General features: G+C 37.5%; 21 protein-coding genes. All 21 read right to left on the reverse strand.

What is annotated here, in order from left to right:
* Positions 1-16: 16 nt before the first annotated feature.
* The 21 genes from N7659_RS06545 to N7659_RS06645 all read right to left on the reverse strand — a co-directional run bounded on the left by N7659_RS06545 (position 17) and on the right by N7659_RS06645 (position 23,163).
* Entirely contained in the window at positions 17-451 is a 435-nt protein-coding gene (locus N7659_RS06545) for a low molecular weight protein-tyrosine-phosphatase (protein ID WP_263276380.1), read from the reverse strand.
* A 148-nt stretch (positions 452-599) separates the two neighbouring features.
* Positions 600-1,598, reverse strand: a complete 999-nt coding sequence (ruvB, locus tag N7659_RS06550; protein WP_263276360.1) for a Holliday junction branch migration DNA helicase RuvB — start codon at positions 1,596-1,598, stop codon at positions 600-602.
* 193 nt (positions 1,599-1,791) lie between these two features.
* Positions 1,792-2,694: a helix-turn-helix domain-containing protein gene (locus tag N7659_RS06555; protein ID WP_263276361.1), complete on the reverse strand. Its 903-nt coding sequence runs from the start codon at positions 2,692-2,694 to the stop codon at positions 1,792-1,794.
* 104 nt (positions 2,695-2,798) lie between these two features.
* Positions 2,799-4,094: an adenylosuccinate lyase gene (gene purB, locus N7659_RS06560; RefSeq protein ID WP_263276362.1), complete on the reverse strand. Its 1,296-nt coding sequence runs from the start codon at positions 4,092-4,094 to the stop codon at positions 2,799-2,801.
* Positions 4,095-4,188: 94 nt separating this feature from the next.
* The gene (purK, locus tag N7659_RS06565; RefSeq protein WP_263276363.1) at positions 4,189-5,271 is read right to left on the reverse strand and encodes a 5-(carboxyamino)imidazole ribonucleotide synthase; all 1,083 of its coding nucleotides are present in this window, start codon (positions 5,269-5,271) and stop codon (positions 4,189-4,191) included.
* On the reverse strand, positions 5,258-5,746 hold the full coding sequence (gene purE / locus N7659_RS06570) for a 5-(carboxyamino)imidazole ribonucleotide mutase (RefSeq protein ID WP_263276364.1): 489 nt from the start codon (positions 5,744-5,746) through the stop codon (positions 5,258-5,260). Before purE ends, purK begins: the two co-directional genes overlap by 14 nt.
* The gene (gene purD / locus N7659_RS06575) at positions 5,743-6,996 is read right to left on the reverse strand and encodes a phosphoribosylamine--glycine ligase (protein WP_263276365.1); all 1,254 of its coding nucleotides are present in this window, start codon (positions 6,994-6,996) and stop codon (positions 5,743-5,745) included. Before purD ends, purE begins: the two co-directional genes overlap by 4 nt.
* Before the next feature lie 285 nt (positions 6,997-7,281).
* Positions 7,282-7,941, reverse strand: a complete 660-nt coding sequence (locus N7659_RS06580; RefSeq protein ID WP_263276366.1) for an ABC transporter ATP-binding protein — start codon at positions 7,939-7,941, stop codon at positions 7,282-7,284.
* The gene (locus N7659_RS06585) at positions 7,934-8,782 is read right to left on the reverse strand and encodes a hypothetical protein (protein ID WP_263276367.1); all 849 of its coding nucleotides are present in this window, start codon (positions 8,780-8,782) and stop codon (positions 7,934-7,936) included. The genes N7659_RS06580 and N7659_RS06585 overlap by 8 nt, the downstream gene beginning before the upstream one ends.
* On the reverse strand, positions 8,779-9,174 hold the full coding sequence (locus tag N7659_RS06590) for a hypothetical protein (protein ID WP_263276368.1): 396 nt from the start codon (positions 9,172-9,174) through the stop codon (positions 8,779-8,781). Before N7659_RS06590 ends, N7659_RS06585 begins: the two co-directional genes overlap by 4 nt.
* 528 nt (positions 9,175-9,702) lie before the next feature.
* Complete coding sequence (gene purH, locus N7659_RS06595; protein ID WP_263276369.1) at positions 9,703-11,247, reverse strand: bifunctional phosphoribosylaminoimidazolecarboxamide formyltransferase/IMP cyclohydrolase; 1,545 nt, start codon at positions 11,245-11,247, stop codon at positions 9,703-9,705.
* Between the two features lies 1 nt (position 11,248).
* Positions 11,249-11,800 (reverse strand): phosphoribosylglycinamide formyltransferase, encoded by a 552-nt coding sequence (gene purN / locus N7659_RS06600; RefSeq protein WP_263276370.1) that lies wholly within the window; start codon positions 11,798-11,800, stop codon positions 11,249-11,251.
* Positions 11,797-12,816: a phosphoribosylformylglycinamidine cyclo-ligase gene (purM, locus tag N7659_RS06605; protein WP_263276371.1), complete on the reverse strand. Its 1,020-nt coding sequence runs from the start codon at positions 12,814-12,816 to the stop codon at positions 11,797-11,799. The genes purN and purM overlap by 4 nt, the downstream gene beginning before the upstream one ends.
* A 13-nt stretch (positions 12,817-12,829) precedes the next feature.
* Positions 12,830-14,275, reverse strand: a complete 1,446-nt coding sequence (purF, locus tag N7659_RS06610) for an amidophosphoribosyltransferase (protein WP_263276372.1) — start codon at positions 14,273-14,275, stop codon at positions 12,830-12,832.
* Between the two features lie 9 nt (positions 14,276-14,284).
* Positions 14,285-18,016, reverse strand: a complete 3,732-nt coding sequence (locus N7659_RS06615; protein WP_263276373.1) for a phosphoribosylformylglycinamidine synthase — start codon at positions 18,014-18,016, stop codon at positions 14,285-14,287.
* A gap of 9 nt (positions 18,017-18,025) precedes the next feature.
* Positions 18,026-18,733, reverse strand: coding sequence for a phosphoribosylaminoimidazolesuccinocarboxamide synthase (purC, locus tag N7659_RS06620; protein WP_263276374.1), 708 nt, complete (start codon positions 18,731-18,733; stop codon positions 18,026-18,028).
* 105 nt (positions 18,734-18,838) lie between these two features.
* Positions 18,839-19,081 carry an acyl carrier protein gene (locus N7659_RS06625; protein ID WP_263276375.1) on the reverse strand — a complete coding sequence of 81 codons (243 nt, stop codon included), beginning with the start codon at positions 19,079-19,081 and terminating at the stop codon, positions 18,839-18,841.
* Positions 19,074-20,081, reverse strand: coding sequence for a phosphate acyltransferase PlsX (gene plsX / locus N7659_RS06630; RefSeq protein ID WP_263276376.1), 1,008 nt, complete (start codon positions 20,079-20,081; stop codon positions 19,074-19,076). Before plsX ends, N7659_RS06625 begins: the two co-directional genes overlap by 8 nt.
* 85 nt (positions 20,082-20,166) lie before the next feature.
* The gene (recO, locus tag N7659_RS06635; RefSeq protein ID WP_263276377.1) at positions 20,167-20,928 is read right to left on the reverse strand and encodes a DNA repair protein RecO; all 762 of its coding nucleotides are present in this window, start codon (positions 20,926-20,928) and stop codon (positions 20,167-20,169) included.
* Positions 20,918-22,093, reverse strand: a complete 1,176-nt coding sequence (locus tag N7659_RS06640) for a pyridoxal phosphate-dependent aminotransferase (RefSeq protein WP_263276378.1) — start codon at positions 22,091-22,093, stop codon at positions 20,918-20,920. Before N7659_RS06640 ends, recO begins: the two co-directional genes overlap by 11 nt.
* 107 nt (positions 22,094-22,200) lie before the next feature.
* Positions 22,201-23,163, reverse strand: coding sequence for a ribose-phosphate diphosphokinase (locus N7659_RS06645; protein WP_263276379.1), 963 nt, complete (start codon positions 23,161-23,163; stop codon positions 22,201-22,203).
* Positions 23,164-23,380 lie beyond the last annotated feature (217 nt).

Raw genomic sequence — 23,380 nt, forward strand, 5'->3', positions numbered from 1 at the left:
GACTTTCTTTGTATTTTTAAAGGCTATTAAAATAATCTAACCATTCTAAACAACCTTGTGAGATAAGACGGTAGGTTTCTTCAAAATCCCCTGTATGCCAAGGATCAGGAATTCCCTTTTTAGCAAACATAAAAATCTTTTTCTTTAGTTTGCCTTTGGCTAATTTTTTCAAATCAGCCACATTATTCTCATCCATTCCGATAATATAATCAAATTCTTGTAAATCTTCTACTCGAATGGGTTGTGAGCCTTTCATATGATTGAAATCAATCTCATGTTGGTCCAACATTCTTTGTGTTCCAGCATGAATGGGCTTTCCTTTTTCCCAACGAGATGTTGCTCGACTTTCTATATAGAAACGATCATCATCTTTAACTAAATCCTTCATAACAAATTCAGCCATGGGGCTACGACAAATATTGCCTAAACAAACAAAACAAATTTTCATGATTTTCATCTCCTTAACAATATTATAACAGAAAAAACAAAAACACCTAGGTAAAACAAGTGGTTCCTTTTTGAAATTTCTCTCATTTTTAAATCTTTCAATGATTAAAAGAACTCCCATTATTTGCAGGCAGAGAGTTCTTTTTTAGTTATTATTTTTCTAGATAAGGATAGCCTAGGTGCTCATAAGCTTTTTGAGTTGCCACGCGCCCTGATCTGGTTCGCATCAAGAATCCTTTTTGAATGAGATAAGGCTCATACATATCCTCAACCGTTTCACGTTCTTCAGCTATATTAACCGACAAGGTTCCTAGTCCAACAGGACCTCCTTGATACATCTCAATCATGGTTTTAAGGATTTTTTGGTCGACATAATCAAGCCCCTCGCGGTCGACATCAAGCATGACCAAAGCCTCATCTGTCATTTGCTGAGTGATGGTTCCGTCTCCTTTGATTTGGGCATAATCGCGCACACGCTTTAAAAGACGATTGGCAATACGTGGTGTGCCGCGACTACGTTTGGCAAGCTCAACAGCGGCCTCATGGACAATTGTCATATCAAAAATCGTAGCCGTTCGTTCAACAATTTCTGTCAAATCCTCAGTTTCATAGTATTCCATGTGACCTGTAATGCCAAAACGTGCTCTCAAAGGGTTACTGAGCATGCCAGCACGTGTTGTTGCACCAATCAAAGTAAAGGGTGGCAAATCAAGATGAACGCTGCGACTAGCCTCACCATTACCAATCATGATATCGATGTAAAAGTCTTCCATGGCACTATAAAGTACCTCTTCAATCGCCATCGGCATCCGGTGAATTTCATCGATAAATAGGACGTCGCCTGGCTCTAGCTCATTTAAAATAGCGACCAAATCACCTGATTTTTCGATGGCTGGTCCACTCGTTTGCTTTAAATGAACGCCGAGTTCGTTGGCAATAACAAAAGCCATGGTCGTTTTCCCAAGCCCTGGAGGCCCAAACAATAACACATGATCAAGTGCCTCATCACGTCCTTTAGCGGCATCAATAAAAATACTCAGCTGATTTTTAACCTTATCTTGTCCAATATATTCTTTTAAAAATTGTGGTCTAAGGGTGCGCTCAACCATTTCTTCGTCACCCATTAATTCATTATCTAAGATTCTATTCATAGCCATATTATAGCAAAAAAGCCTTATCTTGTCTGCCAATAGCTTATCAATTGAATAAGATTGACGACTATATTCCCCACCAATCATACTCAGAAAAAACAAAGCTGTTATCATTTTTCATGTGCTATCCTCCTTACTTTTTTAAGTAACTTTAGTATAGCTGAAGATAAAAAAATAATACACGACATGAATGTCAGGTATTATCTTTAGCCCATTCTTTTTTAATTTTTTCTTTGAGGTGCTTATCATCAATCAAATCAGAAAATGAGAGCGCTTCTTGATAAGCTTTTTCTGCGTTTGAATGATGGTTATGGTAGTCTAAATAATATTTCCACTGCAACATTTTTAAAATAGGCATTTTTTGAAAATCTTGAATGGTCATCATAATCTCATAACTTGTCTCTAAAATAGCTTCGATATGGTTTTGGTGTCCTAATTTTAAAGCAACCCCAAAATTGTTAAGCAAGACATTATTTAAAACATATAAATTGTCAACAGGTAAGTGATCCACTTGCGAAAAAATATTAGTCATTAACAAATGGTAGGATTCTTCATGATAAAGGCGTTTTGAAAAGCGATCTGTCGAGATGCAGATAAAATAGAGCTCAATTAAAATCAAATCATTAATCGTATAGTGTTTCTTTAACAATAATTGCTCAAAATAATCATTTAAAATCGTAATGCCAAAATTAATGTTCTCGCTCATATGAACATCTAGTTTTGACTGTAAACAATCAATCACTAGTTGTTCTTCTTCTGGCAATTGCTCATAATAGTCTATATAAATCTCATCTAAATAGGCTTCGCGATTTAAGAGACGTTCAGTTTCAGAATAGGTTTGGGTGCGTAATAATAGATACTTTAATGTCTGATAACGTTCTGGTAAAACAAAAAAGTTAGTCTCGGCCAAATCATCAATAGATACATGTAACTGTGACGCAATATACTGAATGGTATAAAGAGTTGGAGTCGACTCTCCAGACTCTATCCTTGACAACTGCCGAACAGATAATTTATCAGCTTCTGCACAAAGGTCTTCTTGCGTCATACCCATCTTTAAACGCTGTCTTTTAACATTTTCACCAAACCTATGCATAGCACCTCCAAAAAATTTATTTTTAGTATATCACAACTCTAACCATATCCCTATTGACTTGTTTAGACAAAAAGAGCAACTGTTGTGTTACTCTCTTTAAAGGATTATTCTAAACCAATGCGTTTAAAAATATCATCCACACGTTTAGTGTAATAAACGGGATTAAATAACTCATCAATCTCATCTTGTGTTAAACGGGAGGTAACTTCGCTATCAGCTTCTAAAAGCGGTTTAAAGGCCACTTGATTATCCCAAGCATAAGCGGTTTTTGGTTGCACCAAGTCATAAGCTTCTTCTCTTGTCATCCCTTTTTCAATCAAGGTCAACATGACACGTTGGCTATAAATCAAGCCAAAGGTAGACTGCATGTTGCGAAGCATGTTTTCAGGAAAAACAGTCAAGTTTTTAACGATATTACCAAAACGGTTCAACATATAGTTGATTAAAATGGTGGTGTCTGGTGTGATAATGCGCTCTGCTGACGAGTGAGAAATATCACGTTCATGCCAGAGTGGTACATTTTCATAAGCTGTTAGCATGTGGCCACGAATCACGCGCGCTAGTCCTGTCATGTTTTCAGATCCGATAGGATTGCGTTTGTGGGGCATGGCTGAGCTACCTTTTTGTCCTTTTGCAAAGAACTCTTCCACTTCACGTTGCTCAGATTTTTGCAACCCACGAATTTCTGTTGCCATACGTTCAATTGATGTTGCAATCCCCGCTAAGGTCGCAAAATACTCTGCATGCAAGTCACGTGGTAAGACCTGTGTTGAAATTTCTTGTGGACGAATGCCTAATTTGCCACAGACATATTCTTCTACAAATGGTGGAATATTGGCGAAGTTGCCGACCGCTCCTGAGATTTTACCGGCTTCAACACCTTTTGCCGCACGTTCAAAACGCTCTTGATGACGTTTCATCTCGCTATACCAAGTAGCTAATTTCAAGCCAAAAGTTGTTGGCTCCGCATGAACACCATGTGTACGTCCCATCATGATGGTCATCTTATGCTCACGCGCCTTATCAGCGACAATATTGGTAAAGTTTTCTAAATCGCGACGAATAATGTCGTTAGCTTGTTTGTAAAGATAACCGTATGCCGTATCAACCACATCCGTTGAGGTTAAACCGTAGTGAACCCACTTGCGTTCTTCACCAAGCGTCTCAGAAACAGCACGCGTGAAAGCCACAACATCATGACGCGTTTCTTCTTCAATCTCAAGAATGCGGTTGATATCAAAGTCGGCTTTTTCACGAATTTTTGTCACATCTTCTTTAGGAATTTCACCCAATTCAGCCCAAGCTTCATCGGCCAAGATTTCAACTTCTAGCCAAGCACGATATTTATTTTCTTCACTCCAAATGGCCGCCATTTCAGGACGGGAATAACGTTCAATCATTGTTTTCTCCTATTTCTTTTTAGCAATTAAATTCTGTGACATACTGGTGAGACTTAACCGATTGTCACCACTACTTTTCTCGTTTTGATTTTTCTTAATAATCAATCCCTTTACCAAACTCTTTGGCATCTTTTTCTAAGAGAGTGACATGCCCCATTTTACGATTGTGTTTCGCTTCTTGTTTGCCATACAGATGCAGATGGGCGTTAGGATGTTCTAAGACATAATTTTTAGCTTTTTCTAGGTGTTGTCCAAGGATATTTAGCATGACTGCCGGTTGATGTAACTGAATTTGTGGCAGTGGTTGTCCTAACACTCCTAGAATATGCGTGTCAAACTGGGAAAAATTACAAGCTTCAATCGAATAGTGCCCAGAATTATGTGGACGCGGTGCTATTTCATTGACCAAAATAGTGTCACCCGCCACAAACATCTCAACACAAAGAGTCCCTGACAACTCCAATTGTTTAGCAATCTTTATTGCCATATCCTGTGCCTTGTCTGCCAAGGCTTCTGGGATGTGAGCAGGCACAATTGTTTTTGACAAAATATTGTTACGATGATTATTTTCTTGAACAGGAAAGACGGTCACTTCTTTACCATTCCCCGAAACAATCACAGAAATTTCCTTGTCAAAGCTGACAAACTCTTCCAAGACACAGGCTGAGGAATCCGCTAGTTTTCTTGCTTCCGGCAGGTCTTCTTGTGAGCTGATAACGATTTGTCCATGACCATCATAGCCGCCTGTTGCTGTTTTTAGGACATATTTCTTAGCAAAATCAATAACATCTAAATCACTACTACTCTTAATGACATGATAAGGGGCCACAGCAACACCAGCTTCTTGAGTGAGAAAATCTTTTTCAAAAATCCGATTTTGTGAGATGCGAAGCAGGTCTGTTCCTTGAGGGAGTTGATTTGGTTTCACAACCGCATCAAGACCGTCGGCATCCACATTTTCAAATTCATAGGTTAAGACGTCACAACGCTCAGCCAATTCTTGTAGAGCATTCACATCATCATAAGGGGCCACAATCACTTCACTGACGCGTGAGGCTGGACAATCAGCAACTGGATCAAGTGTGATCACCTTGTGTCCCATATAAATGGCTGAAATAGCCATCATTTGTCCCAGTTGACCACCACCGATAATCCCAATCATTTTAGATAAGTTCATCTGTAGAAGCCTCCGCTAGTTCACCTTGTTGTTTTGCATAGTCACTTAATTTTTCAGCGAGTTCTTCATTGGTTATTGCTAAAATTCTTAATGCTGTCAAAGCAGCATTTGTCGCTCCTGCTTCGCCAATCGCCATTGTTGCGACAGGTACACCACCTGGCATTTGCACAATGGAGTAAAGCGAGTCAATGCCACTTAAGGCGCGTGATTTAACCGGCACACCAATGACTGGTAAGATTGTTTTGGCTGCTACCATTCCCGGTAGATGAGCCGCACCACCTGCACCAGCAATAATCACCTTAATGCCACGCTCACGGGCTTTTTCTGCAAAATCAAACATCAAATCTGGTGTTCGATGAGCAGAAACAACTTTTTTCTCATAAGAGACTCCAAACCTATCAAGCATTTCTGCTGTTTTCACCATGGTTGACCAGTCGGATTTACTGCCCATAATAATTGCAATCTCTGTTGTCATAGTGCTTTACTCCCAATATCTTTTCTGTAGAAGAACCCTTCTGTGTTTTCTTTTTCTAGTGCATGATAAATCACATCTTGTGCTTCTTTGACGGTGTTTTGCGTGGTGACAAGCATGTAGACACGTCCACCGCTTGATACCAAGTGATTGTCTTTATGTGTAACCCCAGCAAAATAGGTGATGATATCATGGCTTTTGGTTATCGGTACTTTGACACCCTTGTCATACCCAAGAGGATAACCATTGCTTGCAACAACCACACCAAGTGTCACACCTTCTTGAAGCCATGTCAGTGTAGCTGGTTTATCATTTAAAATATCATCAATAGCTTGTGCGAAATCAGAAGTCAATCGTGGTAAGATAACTTGTGTTTCAGGGTCACCAAAGCGGGCGTTAAATTCAATTACCTTAGGACCATCTGCTGTTAAAATCAAGCCAGCATATAAAACACCAAGATAAGAACGACCTTCTTTGACCATTGCTTGAAGCGTTGGCTTAATAATCTTAGCAACAGCTTGGTCGATCACTTCTTGAGGCAAATGAGGAACTGGCGAATAAGCACCCATTCCACCAGTATTTGGTCCTTTGTCACCGTCATAGGCACGCTTATGGTCTTGCGCACTTGGTAAGAGATAGAAAGTTTCACCGTTTGCAAAAGCAAACAAGGAGAACTCTTCACCCTCTAAAAATTCTTCAACAACGATGCGAGCACCTGAGTGACCAAATTTATTATCAAGCAACATTTCTCTAGCAGCAGAAATCGCATCATCTACAGTTTCAGCTACAACAACACCTTTTCCAAGTGCTAAGCCATCTGCCTTAACAACAATTGGGGCACCTTTTGATTGAATATAAGCTTTTGCTTCTTCAAAATCTGTGAAGGTCTGGTAGGCTGCCGTTGGAATCTGGTATTTAGCCATAATGGTTTTGGCAAAGTCTTTTGACCACTCAAGCTCAGAGGCTTTTTGTGATGGTCCAAAAGCCTTTAAACCTGCTTTTTCAAAATCATCCACGATGCCAGCAGCTAAGGCATCATCTGGTCCAATAAAGGTCCAAGCAATATCTTTTTCCTTAGCAAAGGCAATGAGCGCTTCATGTTCGGAAATCGCTATGTCGACCAATTCCAAACCATCATGTGTCATACCATCATTTCCCGGTGCCACATAGACTGTCTCAACTTTTTCTGAGTGTAACAATTGTTTGGCGATAGCATGTTCTCTACCACCCGAACCAATAACCAGTAATTTCACATCTTCACCTCAATAAACGGATTTTATAAGACCATTATATCAAAAATGTTCGGTTTTTTATATGAGATAATGTGTTTTTAAGCAAAAAAATAAAAAGAAGACAAACTTAACTGCTCAATTTATCTTCTTTTTAAGTCAACAATATCTGAAACAGGATAAAACGACTAAAAACTTAGTCTTTTAAAAACAGTAAAGTGGTTTTATCTGCAGTTTTATTAAACTTGCCATACTAAATTATTGGGTCTGTTTGGTATTAATTGATTTGTAGCTGGTAGTAAGCATTTCCTATTCTTCTAAGTGTAATTTGTGATTTTCAATAGTGTAGATACAATCTGCCAACTGTCTCAATCGATCATCATGCGTTGCTATAATAATTGTCTTGCCAGATAACTTTTGTTCAAGTAACAACTCAAAAACAATAGCTATATTCTCTTTATCTAAATTAGCTGTTGGTTCATCAGCTAAAAGTAAGGCTTTGTCACCAATTAAGGCTCTTGCAATAGCTACCCGCTGTTTTTGACCACCTGAAATATGCTTAACTTTTTTATCTAAGATGTCTTCAATACCTAAACGTTTAGCTAATTTGTTTACTTGGCTTGCTACTTCTGAATCACTTTTTTCTGTTTGATAGAGTGTTGGAAGAATAAGATTTTCACGAACAGTATAATCATTTATTAAGGCAAAATCTTGAGGAATATAACCAATGGTATTTCCACGAAACTTGCTCATAACCTCATCGGTAACAGCTGATAGATTTTGCTCTTGCCAAAGATAATGTCCATCTTGAAAAGATTTTAAGCCAGCAATAATATCTAATAAAGTTGTCTTTCCTATACCAGATGCGCCATAAAGTAAAGTGATTTGATTTGCTTTTGCTTCAAAAGTTATTGTTTGAAAAATAGTTTTGTCTTTATAAGATTTTTTTATACCATCTAATCTAAGCATCCAGCTCTCCTTTCACTCGTCGAGAAATCATAATGGTCACCCATAAAAACTGTAAAGCAGCAAGGGTTAGCAGATAAACATAGTCCCAGAGAATTAAGCCAAAGTAAAAAATAGTGTGGGCACTAATGATAAAAGTCAATAACGCTAATAAGATTGGACTATATAAGAAGAAAGTAACCGCTCGACTCAAGCGACGATAGGATAAACCAACAAGTCTAAGCACTTTAATCTCTTCTTCACAAATACGCCAAGTAGAGACCACAAGCCATCTCAATAGTAAAAAAATGATAAGGGTGAGAAAACTTCCGACATATAAACTAAATAACATATTATCCCTATAATATTGATGGGTTTTGTCATACTGCTCTTGAAAAGGCACAATTTCAACGTCATCTCCTAATTCACGGATAGTGGCCTGTATTGGTTCTGTGTCTGAAAGGGTAATATCTCTAAGAATCAAGTCATTTAAAGATATAATCAAAAGACCAGGAGAAAATTGTTTTTTCAGTTCATCTTCAGTTAGCAAGACCAACTCCCCACCATCTAGATACTCCATTTTATTAGTATAAACTTTATCTTGCTTGATTAATTCAGAAAATTGTTCAATCAACTTGTTTCGCGTTGGTTCCATATCAGAATCCGTTAGATTTGAAAGAGGAGTGTAAACAAAATCGAAACTTTCTTTTTGAGCTTCAATTTTCATTACTTGAACCTTGGAAAAATTTCTAATGAATTGACTGGTTTCATTCCATATCAAAAGATTCATAAAAAAATAAATCACAAAAACAACTAGAAACACATACCAGCGTTTTTTCAACACTAACCAATAAACTGCCGTCATAAGTTTCTCCTTAATAACCAATAGGTCGATAAACCACTCAATAAATACATACTGTATAAACTACAAACGATAGCCATGATTCTATTTACAGTCAAAAACTCTAAGGGATAACTGAGTAAAGCAATGTAGCAAGGCATTAAGAGAGCAATGAAATGGCATTTTAAGTAGGCATAAAAAATATCTGTCTGCGCCATTCCCAACAAGCGATGCACACGTAAAATTGGTAAACGTGCTTTGATTGCGATTAAGCATAAGCCGAATTGAGCAAAAATCAAAACAGACACAGTTACTAGGTTTAATCGATTTGTCAAAACAAGAATCACCAAAAATAAAACTGTTGCTAAATCAAGTTTGAACAAGATACCATACAAGTACCACCGTTTTTTAGTCATCTCTCTCCCTTCTAATATGCTATAAAAAATTGAGCTTTAGTTTATAAATAAACCAGCACACTGTTATTGATAGGGTCTTAGGTTTCCTCCAAGAATTCTTGCACGTTTCAGCCTTACAGTTTAGTTGCCAAACCCTATACTTTTAACCCTATTTAATCAATTGATCTAATAAATAACCGCATAACTATTGCTTTCAACTGTTAAATATTGCAATAAAGCCGTTAATATCCTTATTTTTTTCATTGATTGTGGCACCCTTTTTTGAGAGCGCTTTTATTTGATTATACACATTTTTTATTAAATTATCAAACTATTTTGAAAATTCTAAATAAGACAATTTTAGAGTAGTACTTGTTAACTGCTAACTATTAGCATCAACTAATTTTTCCCTATAGAATAATTGCTATGCGTTAAACCACCAGAAAATAATACTCTTATTAACAACAAAAAAACTCTATGATATCTTTTGTCAATTGACTTACTAGAAATATCATAGAGCTTCTCAATTTATCTTCTTTTAATTTAACATTAATGTCTAAAATGTCTTACATCAGTAAACAACATGGTCATGCCATGCTTGTCAGCTGCAGCAATCACTTCATCATCACGGATAGAGCCGCCTGGTTGGATGATAGCTTTAATGCCTGCTTTTGCAATTTCTTCGACATTGTCAGCAAATGGGAAGAAGGCATCACTCGCTAAAACAGCACCTTCAAGACGGTCTTTTGCTTGATCGATAGCGATTTTAACTGCTCCTACACGGTTGGTTTGACCTGGGCCAACACCTAGTGTCATCTTATCGTTTGAAATTAAGATACCATTAGATTTAACGTACTTAATCGCTTTCCAAGCAAATTCTAGAGCGACTTTTTCTTGCTCACTTGGTTGACGTTTAGTCACAACTTTCCATGACGTTGGATCTTCTTTAATCACATCTTGATTTTGTGACAACATGCCACCAACAATACCGGTGTATTCTTTTTCGATTTCACTGTCAGCTTGTGCATCAAATGGTAATTCTAAAACGCGTAGATTTTTCTTAGCAGATAAGATAGCCAGTGCTTCTGGGCTGTAACTTGGTGCAATGATGATTTCAAGGAAAATCTTGCTCATTTTCGCAGCTGTTTTTTCATCTACTTCTCTATTTAGAACAACAATGCCGCCAAAAATAGAAACAGAGTCTGCTTCATAAGCATAATCCCAAGCCTCTTCAATCGTTTCAGCTTGACCAATACCACATGGGTTCATGTGTTTCAAACCTACCACTGTTGGCTTATCTGTGAAGTCACGAATAATACGAATAGCAGCATCAGCATCTCTAATATTGTTAAATGAGAGGGCTTTTCCATTTAATTGCTTACTTGAAGCAATAGAATAGGCTGTTGGAAGAGCATTTTGATAAAAATCCGCTTCTTGTTGTGGGTTTTCACCATAACGCATGGTTTGGTTCAAGTCATAAGTTAAGGTTAACTTTTCAGGTGTTTTTTCACCGACTTCTTTAGTGAAGTAGTCAGCAATTAGAGCATCGTAGGCTGCTGTGTGTCTAAAGACTTTAGCTGCCAAACGTTTACGAACATCAAGACTAGTCTCACCAGCTTTAGAGAATTCTTCTAAAACAAGTTCATAATCATGAGGATCAACAACAACGGTCACACTCGCATGATTTTTAGCTGCTGAACGAAGCATGCTAGGACCACCAATATCAATGTTTTCCACAGCATCTGCGTAGATTACATCTGGTTTTAAAATCGTTTCTTTAAAAGGATATAGGTTGACAACCACCAAATCAATCAGCGAGATAGCATTGTCTTTAGCCGCTTGTAAGTGGCTGTCCAAATCACGTCTTGCAAGAAGACCACCATGAATTTTGGGATGAAGAGTTTTAACACGACCATCCATCATTTCAGGAAAACCAGTCACCTCATCGATCGCAATGGTTGATACACCTTCTTGGTCTAACATCTTTTTGGTACCACCTGTTGAGATGATTTCCCAGCCCAAATCTTTTAAGCTCTTAGCAAAAGCAACGATACCTGTTTTATCTGAAACACTGATGAGTGCACGTTTTGTCATTTTAGTTCTCCTTTTTTAATAAACTGTCCACGACCTGTGGATAAAGTCGATGTTCACAAGCGTGAATACGTTCTTCAAAACTGTCCATCGTATCAGTCTCAAGACGTTCCACGCGCTCTTGTGTGATAATTTCTCCTGTGTCAATGCCTGAATCTACCCAATGAATGGTAACTCCCGAAGCTGTAACACCAGCATCCCATGCGTCCTTGATGCTATGAGCTCCTGGAAATTCCGGCAAGTAAGACGGATGGATATTGATGATTTTCCCTTCATATTTTGAAAGGAGGGTTTTCCCGATGATTTTCATGTAGCCAGCCAACACCACTAAATTAATCTGATGAGTATCTAGTAAGTCAACAATGGCTTGTTCATAGGCTTCCTTAGATGCAAATTCTTTTAACTCAAAAGCAAAAGCTTTGACGTTCAATTGGTTTGCCCTGTCTAAGACAAAGGCATCCCGATGATCCGAAAAAACAAAGGTCACAGGAAATTTTTCAGCAATGGCTTGAAAATTGGAACCATTACCTGACGCAAAAACGGCTATATTTTTCATTTGATAACCACACTTTGATCTTCTTTTTTAACAATATGGCCAATCTCATAAACAGGTTCATCGATGAGTGACTTAATCTCAGCAACATGTTCTGGCTTAACGGCAAGCACTAAACCAATTCCCATGTTGAAAATTTCAAACATTTCTGCGTGTTTAATTTGTCCATATTTTTCAATCGCTTTAAAGATTGGTAAAACAGGAATCTTATCTTCTTCAATCACTGCGGCTAATTCATCTGAAAACATTCTTGGCACATTTTCAACAAAGCCACCACCAGTAATATGAGCAATGCCATTAACCAATCCCTTTTTAACTAAAGGAAGAACGCTCTTAACATAAATACGAGTTGGCTCTAATAAGACATCTTTTAAAGCTTTTCCTTCTAACTCTTCTAGTTGTTCATCACCACTATAATCTTTGAAGACACGGCGAACCAAAGAATAGCCATTGGAATGAATCCCACTTGAAGCAAGTCCCAACAAGACATCACCCTTAGAAACCTTGCTACCGTCAATCAATTCTGATTTCTCAGCAATACCAACAGCAAAGCCAGCCAAATCATAATCATCATCACCATACATCCCTGGCATTTCAGCCGTCTCACCACCAATTAAGGCAGCACCTGCTAAGACACAGCCATCAGCAACACCTGCAATGACTTGTTCTAATTTTTCTGGCTTGTTTTTACCTGTGGCAATATAATCTAAAAAGTAAAGTGGTTCTGCACCTGCCGCAATAATATCGTTAACACACATGGCAACACAATCTTGACCAATGGTGTCATGTTTATCATATTTTATCGCAAGCATGAGTTTTGTACCAACACCATCTGTGCCACTGACAAGCACGGGTTCTTTGACATTTAATTGGGATAAATCAAATAGACCACCAAAACCACCCAAGGCTCCCATTGCTCCTAGACGTTTTGTCTTAGCGACATGTTTTTTGATGCGTTCAACCACTTCATAACCAGCTTCCACATCAACACCTGATTTTGCATAAGCATTTTCTGACATGTTTACCCCCTTTTTAATTTGTTCTAAAGTCAACTTTTTGATGGAGATTTCTAAGGTATTCTTCCTCATAATCGTAAAGTTCTGTCGGATAGTTTCCATCAAAATAAGCCACACACAAGCCACCGTTAGGGGCATCTGATTCTAAGCCGATTGATTCAATCAAGCCATCAATGGATAAAAATGATAAGCTGTCAGCACCAATAATCTCACACACCTCCTCGACAGAATGATTGGCAGAGATGAGTTCACGCTTGGTTTGAATGTCAATACCGTAGAAACAAGGATGTTTTAATTCTGGACTGGCAATGGCCACATGAACTTCTGAGGCACCAGCCTCTCTTAATAAGCTAACAATTCGTCTACTGGTCGTTCCACGAACAATCGAATCATCAACCATAACCACGCGTTTGCCTTTAACCACACTAGAAACAGCAGATAATTTCATCCTTACCCCTTGTTCTCTCAATTCTTGCGTTGGTTGGATAAAGGTTCTTTGAATGTATTGATTTTTAATCAAGCCCATTTCATAAGGAAGACCTGATTCTTCAGCATAGCCAGAAGCTGCTGATAGTGAGGAATTAGGAACACCAACAACGATATCGGCATCGATTTTAGCTTCTTGAGCAAGGCGTTTTCCTAGATTTTTTCGAGCCGTGTGCACATTTATCCCATGGATAACACTGTCTGGACGCGCAAAATAAATGTACTCCATAGAGCAAATAGCCATTTGCGTATCAGTTGTAAACTGATCAAAAGATAAACCAGAATCATCAATAATCACGATTTCACCAGGTTTCACATCTCTCACCCATTTGGCACCAATGACTTCAAAAGCACAAGTTTCACTGGAAATCACCCAAGAACCATTAGCAAATTGACCAATAGAAAGGGGTCTAAAACCATTTGGATCTAAAGCAGCATAAATCTTATCTTCTGTCATCATAAGATAAGCAAAGCCACCTTTAACTTGATTAAGCGCATCCTTAAATTGCTCGATAAAAGTTTCTTTTGGACTACGACGAATGAGGTGCATGAGAATTTCTGTGTCTGAAGAACTAGCAAAAATAGCACCCTTTTTCTCCAATTCAGCACGCAGAGACTTGGCATTGGTCAGATTACCATTATGCGCTAAAGCGATTTGGCCATCTGAAAAATCAAATAAGAACGGTTGAATGTTATTAATTGAAGCTGTTCCAGCTGTTGCATATCGTACATGTCCGATAGCTGCTTTTCCCGTTAATTTAGCAAGATTGCTTGGTCTTTTAAAGACTTCTGAAATCAGACCTGTATTGCGATGACGAAGAAGTTTACGCTCATCATTTGACACAATACCAGCCCCTTCTTGTCCTCTGTGTTGAAGACTATGAAGACCATAATAAGTGACTTCTGCCGCTTGATCATGTCCCCATATCCCAAAAATACCACACTCTTCATTGAGTGATTTTACTTCATAAGTCATTTTTTCCCCTTAGTTGTTTTTAAAATAATTGACGGCGCTAGCAAAAAGTTGTTGGTCTTTACAACCTGGAATATTTTTAAAGTTTCCTTCTTCATAACGTTCTGAGTGGCCCATTTTCCCAATAATTTGTCCATTACGGCTTGTAATCCCTTCAATCGCATGACTAGAGCCATTCGGATTAAAGCGAGAATCCATACTTGGATTACCATCAAAATCAACGTACTGGCTAAAGATTTGTCCATATTTTTGAAGCTCTATAAATTCAGCATCAGAAACGACAAATTTTCCTTCTCCGTGAGATACTGGGATCACATGAATATCACCCACGGCCACACCAGCCAACCAAGGTGAGTTGGTGTTTGCGATTCTTGTTTCAACCATCTTAGCAACGTGTTGGTTGGCATCGTTATAAAACAGAGTTGGGCTGTCTGTATGACTCTCTTCAAAATTACCATAAGGGAGTAATCCTGATTTAACAAGAGCTTGGAAACCATTACAAATTCCAATGATTAAGCCACCACGAGCTATGAAGGCATCTATTGCTGTTTTAATCGTTTGATTCAATAAAATATTAACAATAAATTTAGCAGAACCATCTGGCTCATCTGCCGCTGAAAAACCGCCGGCAAAGAAAATAATGTTGGCTTTTCCAATCATGTCAGCCATCTCAGCAATTGATTGTGCAATCAACTCCTGAGTCAACGTTCTAAACGGTACTAGAGCCACTTTCGCTCCAACCTGTTCAAAGGCTTTAGCAGAATCGTACTCTGAGTTTGTACCAGGAAAAACAGGAATATAAACGAGCGGCTTATCCGTTTTTTCTGAGACATTTTTTGTTGGTTGAGTGGAAACGACAGGCACATCTGATAGACCTTCTTTTTGTTCAAAAAGCGTTGGGTAAACGTCCTCAAGAGTTCCTTCAAACGCACCGAGAAGCTTTTGACCAGCAATGGTGACATCATTAACAACAAGAGAAAAAGCGTTTGTTGTTGTCCCCAGTTTAACCACACCAGAGATGTCTTCTTTACTTGTGAATACAAAACCACCCAATTGCCCTTGAAGAAGAGTTGAAATGATTTTATCATCAATTGATAACTGAGCACCGAAGCGATTACCAAAACTCATTAAAGCTAGTGTTTCTCCAAGACCTCCATATTTAATGGCTGCACTAGCTGTTATCTGATGTTGTTCTTGAAGATGGCTAAATTGTTCAAAATTAGCAAGAATTTGTTTAAAATCAATCGTTTCTGAAATAGCTTGTCCTTCAATATAATAGATATTCTCATCAGCAGCTTTAAATTCTGGCGATAAGACCTTGTCGACTTTTGAAGTGGTAACACCAAAAGCCACAAGTGTTGGAGGTACTGTTAGCTCTTCAAAAGTGCCACTCATTGAATCCTTCCCACCAATAGATGGTAGGCCTAATTGGATTTGCGCTTCAATAGCACCTAAAAGAGCTGACACAGGTTTTCCAAAACGTTCTGCTTGTTTATCCAAACGCTCAAAGTATTCTTGATAAGAAAAACGCGCTTTTTGCCATTTTGAACCTGTTGCCACTAAACGACTGGTTGCCTCAATAATTGCATAAGCAGCACCATGATAAGGTGACCATTCCGCAATATAAGGGTTATAACCTTGTGCCATCACAGAAACAGTGGTGGTTTTTCCTTTTTGAACAGGTAATTTTTGGACTGAACTTTCTGTTGGTGTCACCTGATAACGACCACCTAGAGGATGGTTAATTGTTGAGCGACCAACCGAACTATCAAAGAGAGTTTGAAGGCCTTTTTGACTCGTATGATTAAGATTAGAAAGCACAGTGATGAGCTCTTGTTCAATGGTTTGTAAATGAGTTGTTTTTTGGTAAGGAAGAGTTTTCTTACTATCTGTCACATCGACATCAACAACCACGCGGACACCATTGGTGTCTAAAAAGGCACGTTCAATATCAACAATTTTTTCACCATTCCAAGTCATCACAAGATGAGCTTCTTTTGTCACCTCAGCGACAACGACTGCTAGAATATCTTCTTTTTCAGAAGCAGCAATAAAGGCATCTGCATCTTCTTTAGACACAACAACAGCCATACGTTCTTGGCTTTCTGAGATGGCAATTTCAGTTCCATTTAATCCCTGATATTTTAAAGGTACTTTATTGAGGTCAATCAAAACACCATCAGCTAATTCACCAATAGCAACACAGACCCCGCCTGCGCCAAAGTCATTTGATTTTTTTATCAGCTGACTAACGTCTGGATTTCTAAAAAGACGTTGGATTTTTCTTTCCTCGATGGCGTTACCTTTTTGAACCTCAGCACCCGCTGTTTCAACCGTTTCAACCGTTTGTACCTTAGAAGAACCAGTGGCACCACCAATACCATCTCGACCAGTTTTACCACCCAACAAAATAATCACATCACCAGGTTCTGGTTTTTCACGTCGAACATTTTTCTTAGGTGTTGCTCCAACAACCGCTCCAAGTTCCATACGTTTAGCGACAAATCCTGGATGGAAGTATTCTCTCACATAAGTGGTTGCTAAGCCGATTTGGTTCCCATAAGAAGAGTAGCCATGTGCTGCTTTTTTTGAAATCACTTGCTGTGGTAATTTTCCTTGACGCGTGTCAGCAACATTTTGTGTGATATCACCAGCTCCTGAAATTCTCATCGCTTGGTAAACAAAACTACGCCCTGACAAAGGATCACGAATGGCACCACCAATACAAGTTGCTGCACCACCAAATGGTTCAATTTCAGTAGGGTGATTATGGGTTTCATTTTTAAACATTAATAGCCATGTTTCATCTTTGCCATCAACATCAACAGAAATTTCAACCGAACAAGCATTAATTTCATCAGAGACTTCCATATCATCCAAACGACCATTGGCACGCTCATAACGACCAAAAATAGTCGCCATATCCATTAATGTCTGAGGTTTAGCTTCACGACCCAGTTCTTTTCTCATAGCCAAGTACCTATCATAAGTCGCTTGAAGTTGCTCTTCAAATTGAGAATGGGTGAAATTAATCGTTTTTAATTCTGTTTCAAAAGTAGTGTGACGACAATGATCAGACCAGTAAGTGTCTAAAACTTTTAATTCCGTTTCTGTAGGAACTCTCTCTATCGTTTTAAAATAATCTTGAATAAAGAGTAAATCAGCCACTTCCATGGCTAAATGTTGTTCTTTTTTAAAGTCTATAAACTGATCTTTTGAGTAGTCATTGAAGAAATCAAGTTTAGGGATATGAGCATTTGCTTTTTCAAACGTTTCAACCATCACAGGCTTTGTAATGTCTTTAAAGCGTGAATCAACAGGGTTCAACAGATAAGTCTTAATTTTTTCTAACTCATCTAAAGCAATATCAGCATTCAACAAGTAAAGTTGTGCTGTTTTGACAGTAACGTTATTGGTTGCCCCTAAAAGAAACAGGGCTTCTTGAGCACTAGCTGCTCGTTGATCAAACTGACCAGGTAGAGCTTCAATGGCAAAAAATTGATAGTGATTGAGAAAATCAGAAATACCTTTTTCTGTCATCAAATCATCCGTTACTTGTTCTGAGAAAATATGTTTATCTGCCTTTTCAGATAAGTCAGAAGACAAATGAAAAACATCATAAACTTGCAAAAGACGCAAATCTTTTAAGGTCTTAACCTGCAAATGATGTCTCAATTCTGCAAGCAAAGATTTTTCTTTCACTCTAAAATTAGCTTTTTTTTCAACAAAAATACGTTTATTCATGTTTGCCCCTTACTTATTTTTAGACAGTTGTTCCAAAACAACGGTGTAAACATCTATAATTGAACCAATATTACGACGGAAAACATCTTTATCCATATGGTTTCCTTCTTTATCCCATAAACGACTGGTATCAGGTGAGATTTCATCAGAAAGAATGATATCGCCATTACCATCACGACCAAATTCCAATTTATAATCAATGAGAGTCAGACCGACCTCTGCAAAAATATCTGTTAGAACGCGATTGATTTTCCTTGTTTCTTCTTTTAAAAACGCTATTTCTTCAGCGGTTGCAATCTTCAAAAACAAGACATGTTCGTCATTGATAAAAGGATCATCTAGCTCATCATTTTTATAATAAAATTCAATAATGGGAGTCTCAAATTTGATGCCTTCTTCAAGTCCGAAACGCTTAGCAAATGACCCTGCTGAGTAGTTGCGAAGGACAACTTCAAGTGGAATAATACTCACCTTTTTATTAAGCTGATCCGTTTCTGATAATTGCTTAATGAAATGTGTCTTGATGCCTTTTTGATTTAAACGCTCAAAAATAAGCGAAGAAATCTGATTGTTAAGTCTTCCCTTGCCTTCTACAATTTCTTTTCGTAGGCCATTTAGAGCAGTCGCCTGGTCCTTATAGCTAGCAATAATCTCATCTGGATGACTTGTTTCATAGATGTCTTTCGCTTTTCCTGAATAAATTAATTGTTTTTTCATGATATTGTTCGCCTTTTAAGTTTTTATAGCTTAATATTAGCATAAATAAAGAGATTTAACAATAAAAAATGAACAATAAAAAAGATATTCGAAAAATTCGAATACCTATTTTGTTTTTTCATATAAATAGTCAACCATTTGTCCCATGGTTCTGACATCCTCAACTTCTTCATCAAGGATTTCAAGGTCAAATTCATCTTCTACATTGATGACAAATTCAGTTAAAGTGATAGAATCAGCTCCTAAATCATCTTTAAAATTAGTGTCCATAGTCACTTCAATATCTTCTTCTCCAAGTTGTTCAATAATCATTTTTTGCATTTTTGCTAAAATATCTTCTTTAGTCATTTGATTCACTCTCCTTTGAAAATTCATTGGTTAACTGGTCCATAAGACCACTTTCTAACATAAGACTAACTTGTTTGATCGCATTATAAATCGCTTTAGCATCACTTGAGCCATGGCATTTAATAACTGGGGCTTTAAGTCCAAACAAAACAGCACCACCTGCTGATGAATAGTCAAGGCTTTCTTTAAGTTGATAAAGGCTTCCTTTTAAGAGTAGGGCTCCCAATTTTGTTGAAAAACCACCATCTTGGATTGTTTTTTTCAACTGTCCCATAATTGAGATGGCTGTTCCTTCAATTGATTTCAACACAGCGTTTCCTGTGAAACCATCAGCAACAACCACATCACAGACACCTGCTAGAAGATCACGTGCTTCGACATTACCAATAAAGTTAAGTGAAGCATCATTAGAAAGACGCTCAAACGTTTCTTTTCTTAAGGTGTCTCCCTTGGTATCTTCTGTCCCATTATTTAATAACCCAACACGAGGTGAATTAATGCCTCGAACATTCTTAGCATAAAAGGAACCAAGGACAGCAAACTGATGTAAATGTTTTGGAGTATTTTCAGCATTAGCACCCAAATCCAGCATGTCAAAACCTTTACCATCCATGGTTGGAATGGTTGACATTAGTCCTGGACGATCAATGTTTTTAATGCGACCAACTACAAATAATCCTGATGCTAATAAGGCACCTGTATTGCCAGCTGATAAAACCGCGTCAGCTCGACCTTCTTTGACGGCTTGTGTCGCTAGAACCATTGAAGCTTGTTTTTTCTTTCTAATTGCTTTTACAGGCTCATCTTCAGAATCAATTTTTTCAATGGTATGACTAATCGTAACTCTCTTAGTATGTGTTAAATAAGGAGTGATTTTTTCTCTATCTCCATAGAGTTGAATTTCAATATCTGAAAAATCATCTAATGCTTGATTAACACCTTCAATAATCGCTTTGGGAGCATTATCTCCGCCCATAGCATCAATGGCTATTTTTTTCATTTTGAAACTCCTTTTTACAAATATTGACTTGTCTATTATAGCATGATTCGCTTTTTTTATCATCTTATGAAAACGGTATTCCTTTTTAATCCTGTTTCATAATATTACCCCATTTTTCTAAATCATCAATAAAGGTTTTACTTTTTAATTTTAGACCAACATAATCATCATAAAGAGCATCTATAAAAAGTCTTAGCTCTTTCTTTAATGATTCGTTAACGGAAATAGTTTTTAACTCATCAAATTGAACGGTCTGAAACTGATTAATGAGGTAGGGAATATTAGGATTCAAATGACTGCGATGACTGTCTTTATCATAATGTTCCGGACAAATAAGACCAGAAAAACGATGAGAAAAATCAAAAGGCAAGTTTTTGCGATGGCAAAAAAGACACTCATTAAAGTTTAGTGACACACCAAAGTGATCTAGCAATTGTATTTCAAAAATATTGGTCAAAATGTCATAATCTAACCCCTTGTTGATGAGTTTTAAGGTCTTGCTTAAAAAAGCAAACAAAGCAGGATCTGGTGTGGCATCTGAAATAGCACTATCAGCTAAAGCAACAATATAACTCGCATAAGCTAGTTTGAATATGTCAGTATTAATCTGTTTAAACACTTCAACTTCTTTGTAATCTTCAATGTAGCTGAGACCAGTCTCATTGATTTTCAAAATAAAGTTAGCCATTGTTAATGGTTGAATGACAGGAGTTACTTTTGATTTTCTAGCACGTTTGACAAAGAACATTCTTTTACCATCAGATTCCGTAAAAATTTTCACCAATTTATCATCTTCTCGGAAATCCTTATTATAAAGAACAAGTCCTTTCGTTTCCTTAGTCTCCATATTCCTTCATAAATTCCTTCAATCGTCTCAAGGCTTCTTTAAGAGTCTCCATACTGGCAGCATAAGAAATTCTGATATAGCCTTCACCGTATTTACCAAAAGCAACACCTGGAATTAAAGCAACAGCTTGCTTTTTAGCAAACTCTTTTAAAAAGCCAAAGGAATCAGAAGCTGCTTCTCCTGGGATTTTTGCAAAAATATAAAAGGCACCATTTGGTTTAATCACTTCAAAACCAAGCTCATCAAGTTTTTCAATAATATAATCACGACGCTCAATATAAGCTTTTTTCATTGGTTCTGCATCATTTTTTCCAACGGTTAAGGCTTCAATCGCTGCATACTGAGCATTTGTTGTCGCAGCAGTCACCAAGTATTGATGACTTTTAATGAGTTGACTAGCTAATTCTTTTTTCGCAAAGATAAAACCAATACGCCAACCCGTCATGGCATGTGATTTCGATAACCCGTTGATTAGAATCGTTTGTTCTGGAAGGTACTCAGCAATAGAAACATGAGGTTCTTTGGTATAGGTTAATTCAGAATAAACCTCATCACTAATCACAAAGACATCATACTTTTTAAGAACCGCTGCTAAGTCCTTAATTTGCTGACGAGAATAGGTCACACCTGTAGGGTTAGTAGGGTAATTTAAAAGTACAGCTTTTAGTTTTTCGCCTTGGTCTAAAATGGCTTTTTCAAGCATCTCAGGCGTCAAAACAAATTGATTGGCAGTTGTGTCAATTTCAACGATATCTGCACCAACCAATTTGACAAGAGGCTCATAACCAGGATAAGCTGGAGCTGGTAGTAAAACAGTGTCCCCTGGCTCTAAAATTGCTGTTAGACTTGCTGAGAGGGCTTCCGTTGCACCAACAGTGACTAACACTTCATTTTCAGGATGATAATTTAAATGATATTTTTCTTTCACAAAATCACTAGCAGCTTGTCTTAATTCTAACAAACCAGACATGCCAGTATAGTAACTTTTATCATTATCAATAGCTCTTTTAGCAGCCTCTTTAACATGATCAGGCGTTGTAAAATCTGGCTCACCAAGGGTTAATCTTAAAATACCTGGAATTGATGAAATCGTTTGATCAAACTGACGAATTAATGATATTTCAATTCTGTCTAAATTTTTATTAAATCTTTTGCTTAAATCCATAATGCCCTCCAGCTTGTATTGTATTCTTATTATACACTAAATTATCAGTAAAAAACACCTCTAAAGTGAGGTGTTAATCGCTTAAAATCACTAATAATGGGTTCTTTTTACTTTCCAACTTCAAACAACGGAGACAAAGGACGTTTTTCATGAATACGTAAAATAGCCTCAGCAATCAATTGTGCAATTGAAATTTGTTCAATCTTATCAATGAGTCGTTCCTCGGGTAGATAAATGGTATCAAGAACAATCATTTTCTTAATGGCTGATTTTTGAATGTTATCAAGAGCCGCCCCAGAAAGAATTGGGTGAGTGCCACTTGCATAGACAGCTGTTGCACCAGCTTCAGCAAGAGCATCTGCCGCGTGACAAATCGTACCTGCTGTGTCAATCATATCATCTATTAAAATACATGTCTTATTTTTAACATCACCAATGATGTTCATCACTTCACTGGTATTCATCTTATCAACACTTCTACGTTTATCAATAATAGCAATTGGCGTTTTTAAAAACTGTGCTAATTTACGTGCTCTAGTCACACCACCATGGTCAGGACTAACAACAACATAATCATCTCCCACCATCCCACGACGTTGGAAATAATCAGCAATGAGTGGAGCACCCATCAAATGATCTACAGGAATATCAAAGAAACCTTGAATTTGTGCAGCATGTAAGTCTACAGTGAGAAGACGATCTACACCAGCCACCTCTAGCATATTAGCAACCAATTTAGACGTGATGGGTTCACGCGAACGTGCTTTTCTATCTTGTCTAGCATAACCGTAGTATGGCATGACAACATTTACCGTTTCCGCACTAGCACGCTTTAAAGCATCTACCATAATCAATAGTTCCATCAAATGATGATTAACTGGTGAACTCGTTGATTGGATAACAAACACATGATGACCTCTAATGGATTCTTCAATATTAACTTGAATTTCACCGTCTGAAAATTGTCTAACGGTTGATTTTCCTAAAGGAATTCCCATTGTTTTAGCAATATCTTTTGCTAGTTGTTGATTAGACGATAACGCAAATAACTTTAAATTAGAATAAGACATGATTTCCTCCCAAAATTTTCTCCTCTATCATTTTAACCCTTTTCACCTATTTTTTCAATCCTTAATAAAATGTATTCAATAATAAAAAAAGGCTCTATAATATCTGTAGTGGGTAACTCCGCCACAGAAGTTATAGGGCTTTTTCAATGCAGACAAAAAGTCCCACATGACTTATAATGAAAAGCGACAAAACCACTCATTAGAAAGAATCATATGG

The organism is Streptococcus sp. CSL10205-OR2 (assembly GCF_025660655.1).
Classification (GTDB): domain Bacteria; phylum Bacillota; class Bacilli; order Lactobacillales; family Streptococcaceae; genus Streptococcus.

Bases quoted from the DNA above. Each gene is read 5' to 3' on its own strand.
- ruvB (WP_263276360.1), bottom strand. From the start codon at position 1,598: ATGAATAGAATCTTAGATAATGAATTAATGGGTGACGAAGAAATGGTT.
- N7659_RS06555 (WP_263276361.1), bottom strand. From the start codon at position 2,694: ATGCATAGGTTTGGTGAAAATGTTAAAAGACAGCGTTTAAAGATGGGT.
- purB (WP_263276362.1), bottom strand. From the start codon at position 4,094: ATGATTGAACGTTATTCCCGTCCTGAAATGGCGGCCATTTGGAGTGAA.
- purK (WP_263276363.1), bottom strand. From the start codon at position 5,271: ATGAACTTATCTAAAATGATTGGGATTATCGGTGGTGGTCAACTGGGA.
- purE (WP_263276364.1), bottom strand. From the start codon at position 5,746: ATGACAACAGAGATTGCAATTATTATGGGCAGTAAATCCGACTGGTCA.
- N7659_RS06580 (WP_263276366.1), bottom strand. From the start codon at position 7,941: ATGCTTAGATTAGATGGTATAAAAAAATCTTATAAAGACAAAACTATT.
- N7659_RS06585 (WP_263276367.1), bottom strand. From the start codon at position 8,782: ATGACGGCAGTTTATTGGTTAGTGTTGAAAAAACGCTGGTATGTGTTT.
- N7659_RS06590 (WP_263276368.1), bottom strand. From the start codon at position 9,174: ATGACTAAAAAACGGTGGTACTTGTATGGTATCTTGTTCAAACTTGAT.
- purH (WP_263276369.1), bottom strand. From the start codon at position 11,247: ATGACAAAACGTGCACTCATCAGTGTTTCAGATAAAACAGGTATCGTT.
- purN (WP_263276370.1), bottom strand. From the start codon at position 11,800: ATGAAAAATATAGCCGTTTTTGCGTCAGGTAATGGTTCCAATTTTCAA.
- purM (WP_263276371.1), bottom strand. From the start codon at position 12,816: ATGTCAGAAAATGCTTATGCAAAATCAGGTGTTGATGTGGAAGCTGGT.
- purF (WP_263276372.1), bottom strand. From the start codon at position 14,275: ATGACTTATGAAGTAAAATCACTCAATGAAGAGTGTGGTATTTTTGGG.
- N7659_RS06615 (WP_263276373.1), bottom strand. From the start codon at position 18,016: ATGAATAAACGTATTTTTGTTGAAAAAAAAGCTAATTTTAGAGTGAAA.
- purC (WP_263276374.1), bottom strand. From the start codon at position 18,733: ATGAAAAAACAATTAATTTATTCAGGAAAAGCGAAAGACATCTATGAA.
- N7659_RS06625 (WP_263276375.1), bottom strand. From the start codon at position 19,081: ATGACTAAAGAAGATATTTTAGCAAAAATGCAAAAAATGATTATTGAA.
- plsX (WP_263276376.1), bottom strand. From the start codon at position 20,081: ATGAAAAAAATAGCCATTGATGCTATGGGCGGAGATAATGCTCCCAAA.
- recO (WP_263276377.1), bottom strand. From the start codon at position 20,928: ATGGAGACTAAGGAAACGAAAGGACTTGTTCTTTATAATAAGGATTTC.
- N7659_RS06640 (WP_263276378.1), bottom strand. From the start codon at position 22,093: ATGGATTTAAGCAAAAGATTTAATAAAAATTTAGACAGAATTGAAATA.
- N7659_RS06645 (WP_263276379.1), bottom strand. From the start codon at position 23,163: ATGTCTTATTCTAATTTAAAGTTATTTGCGTTATCGTCTAATCAACAA.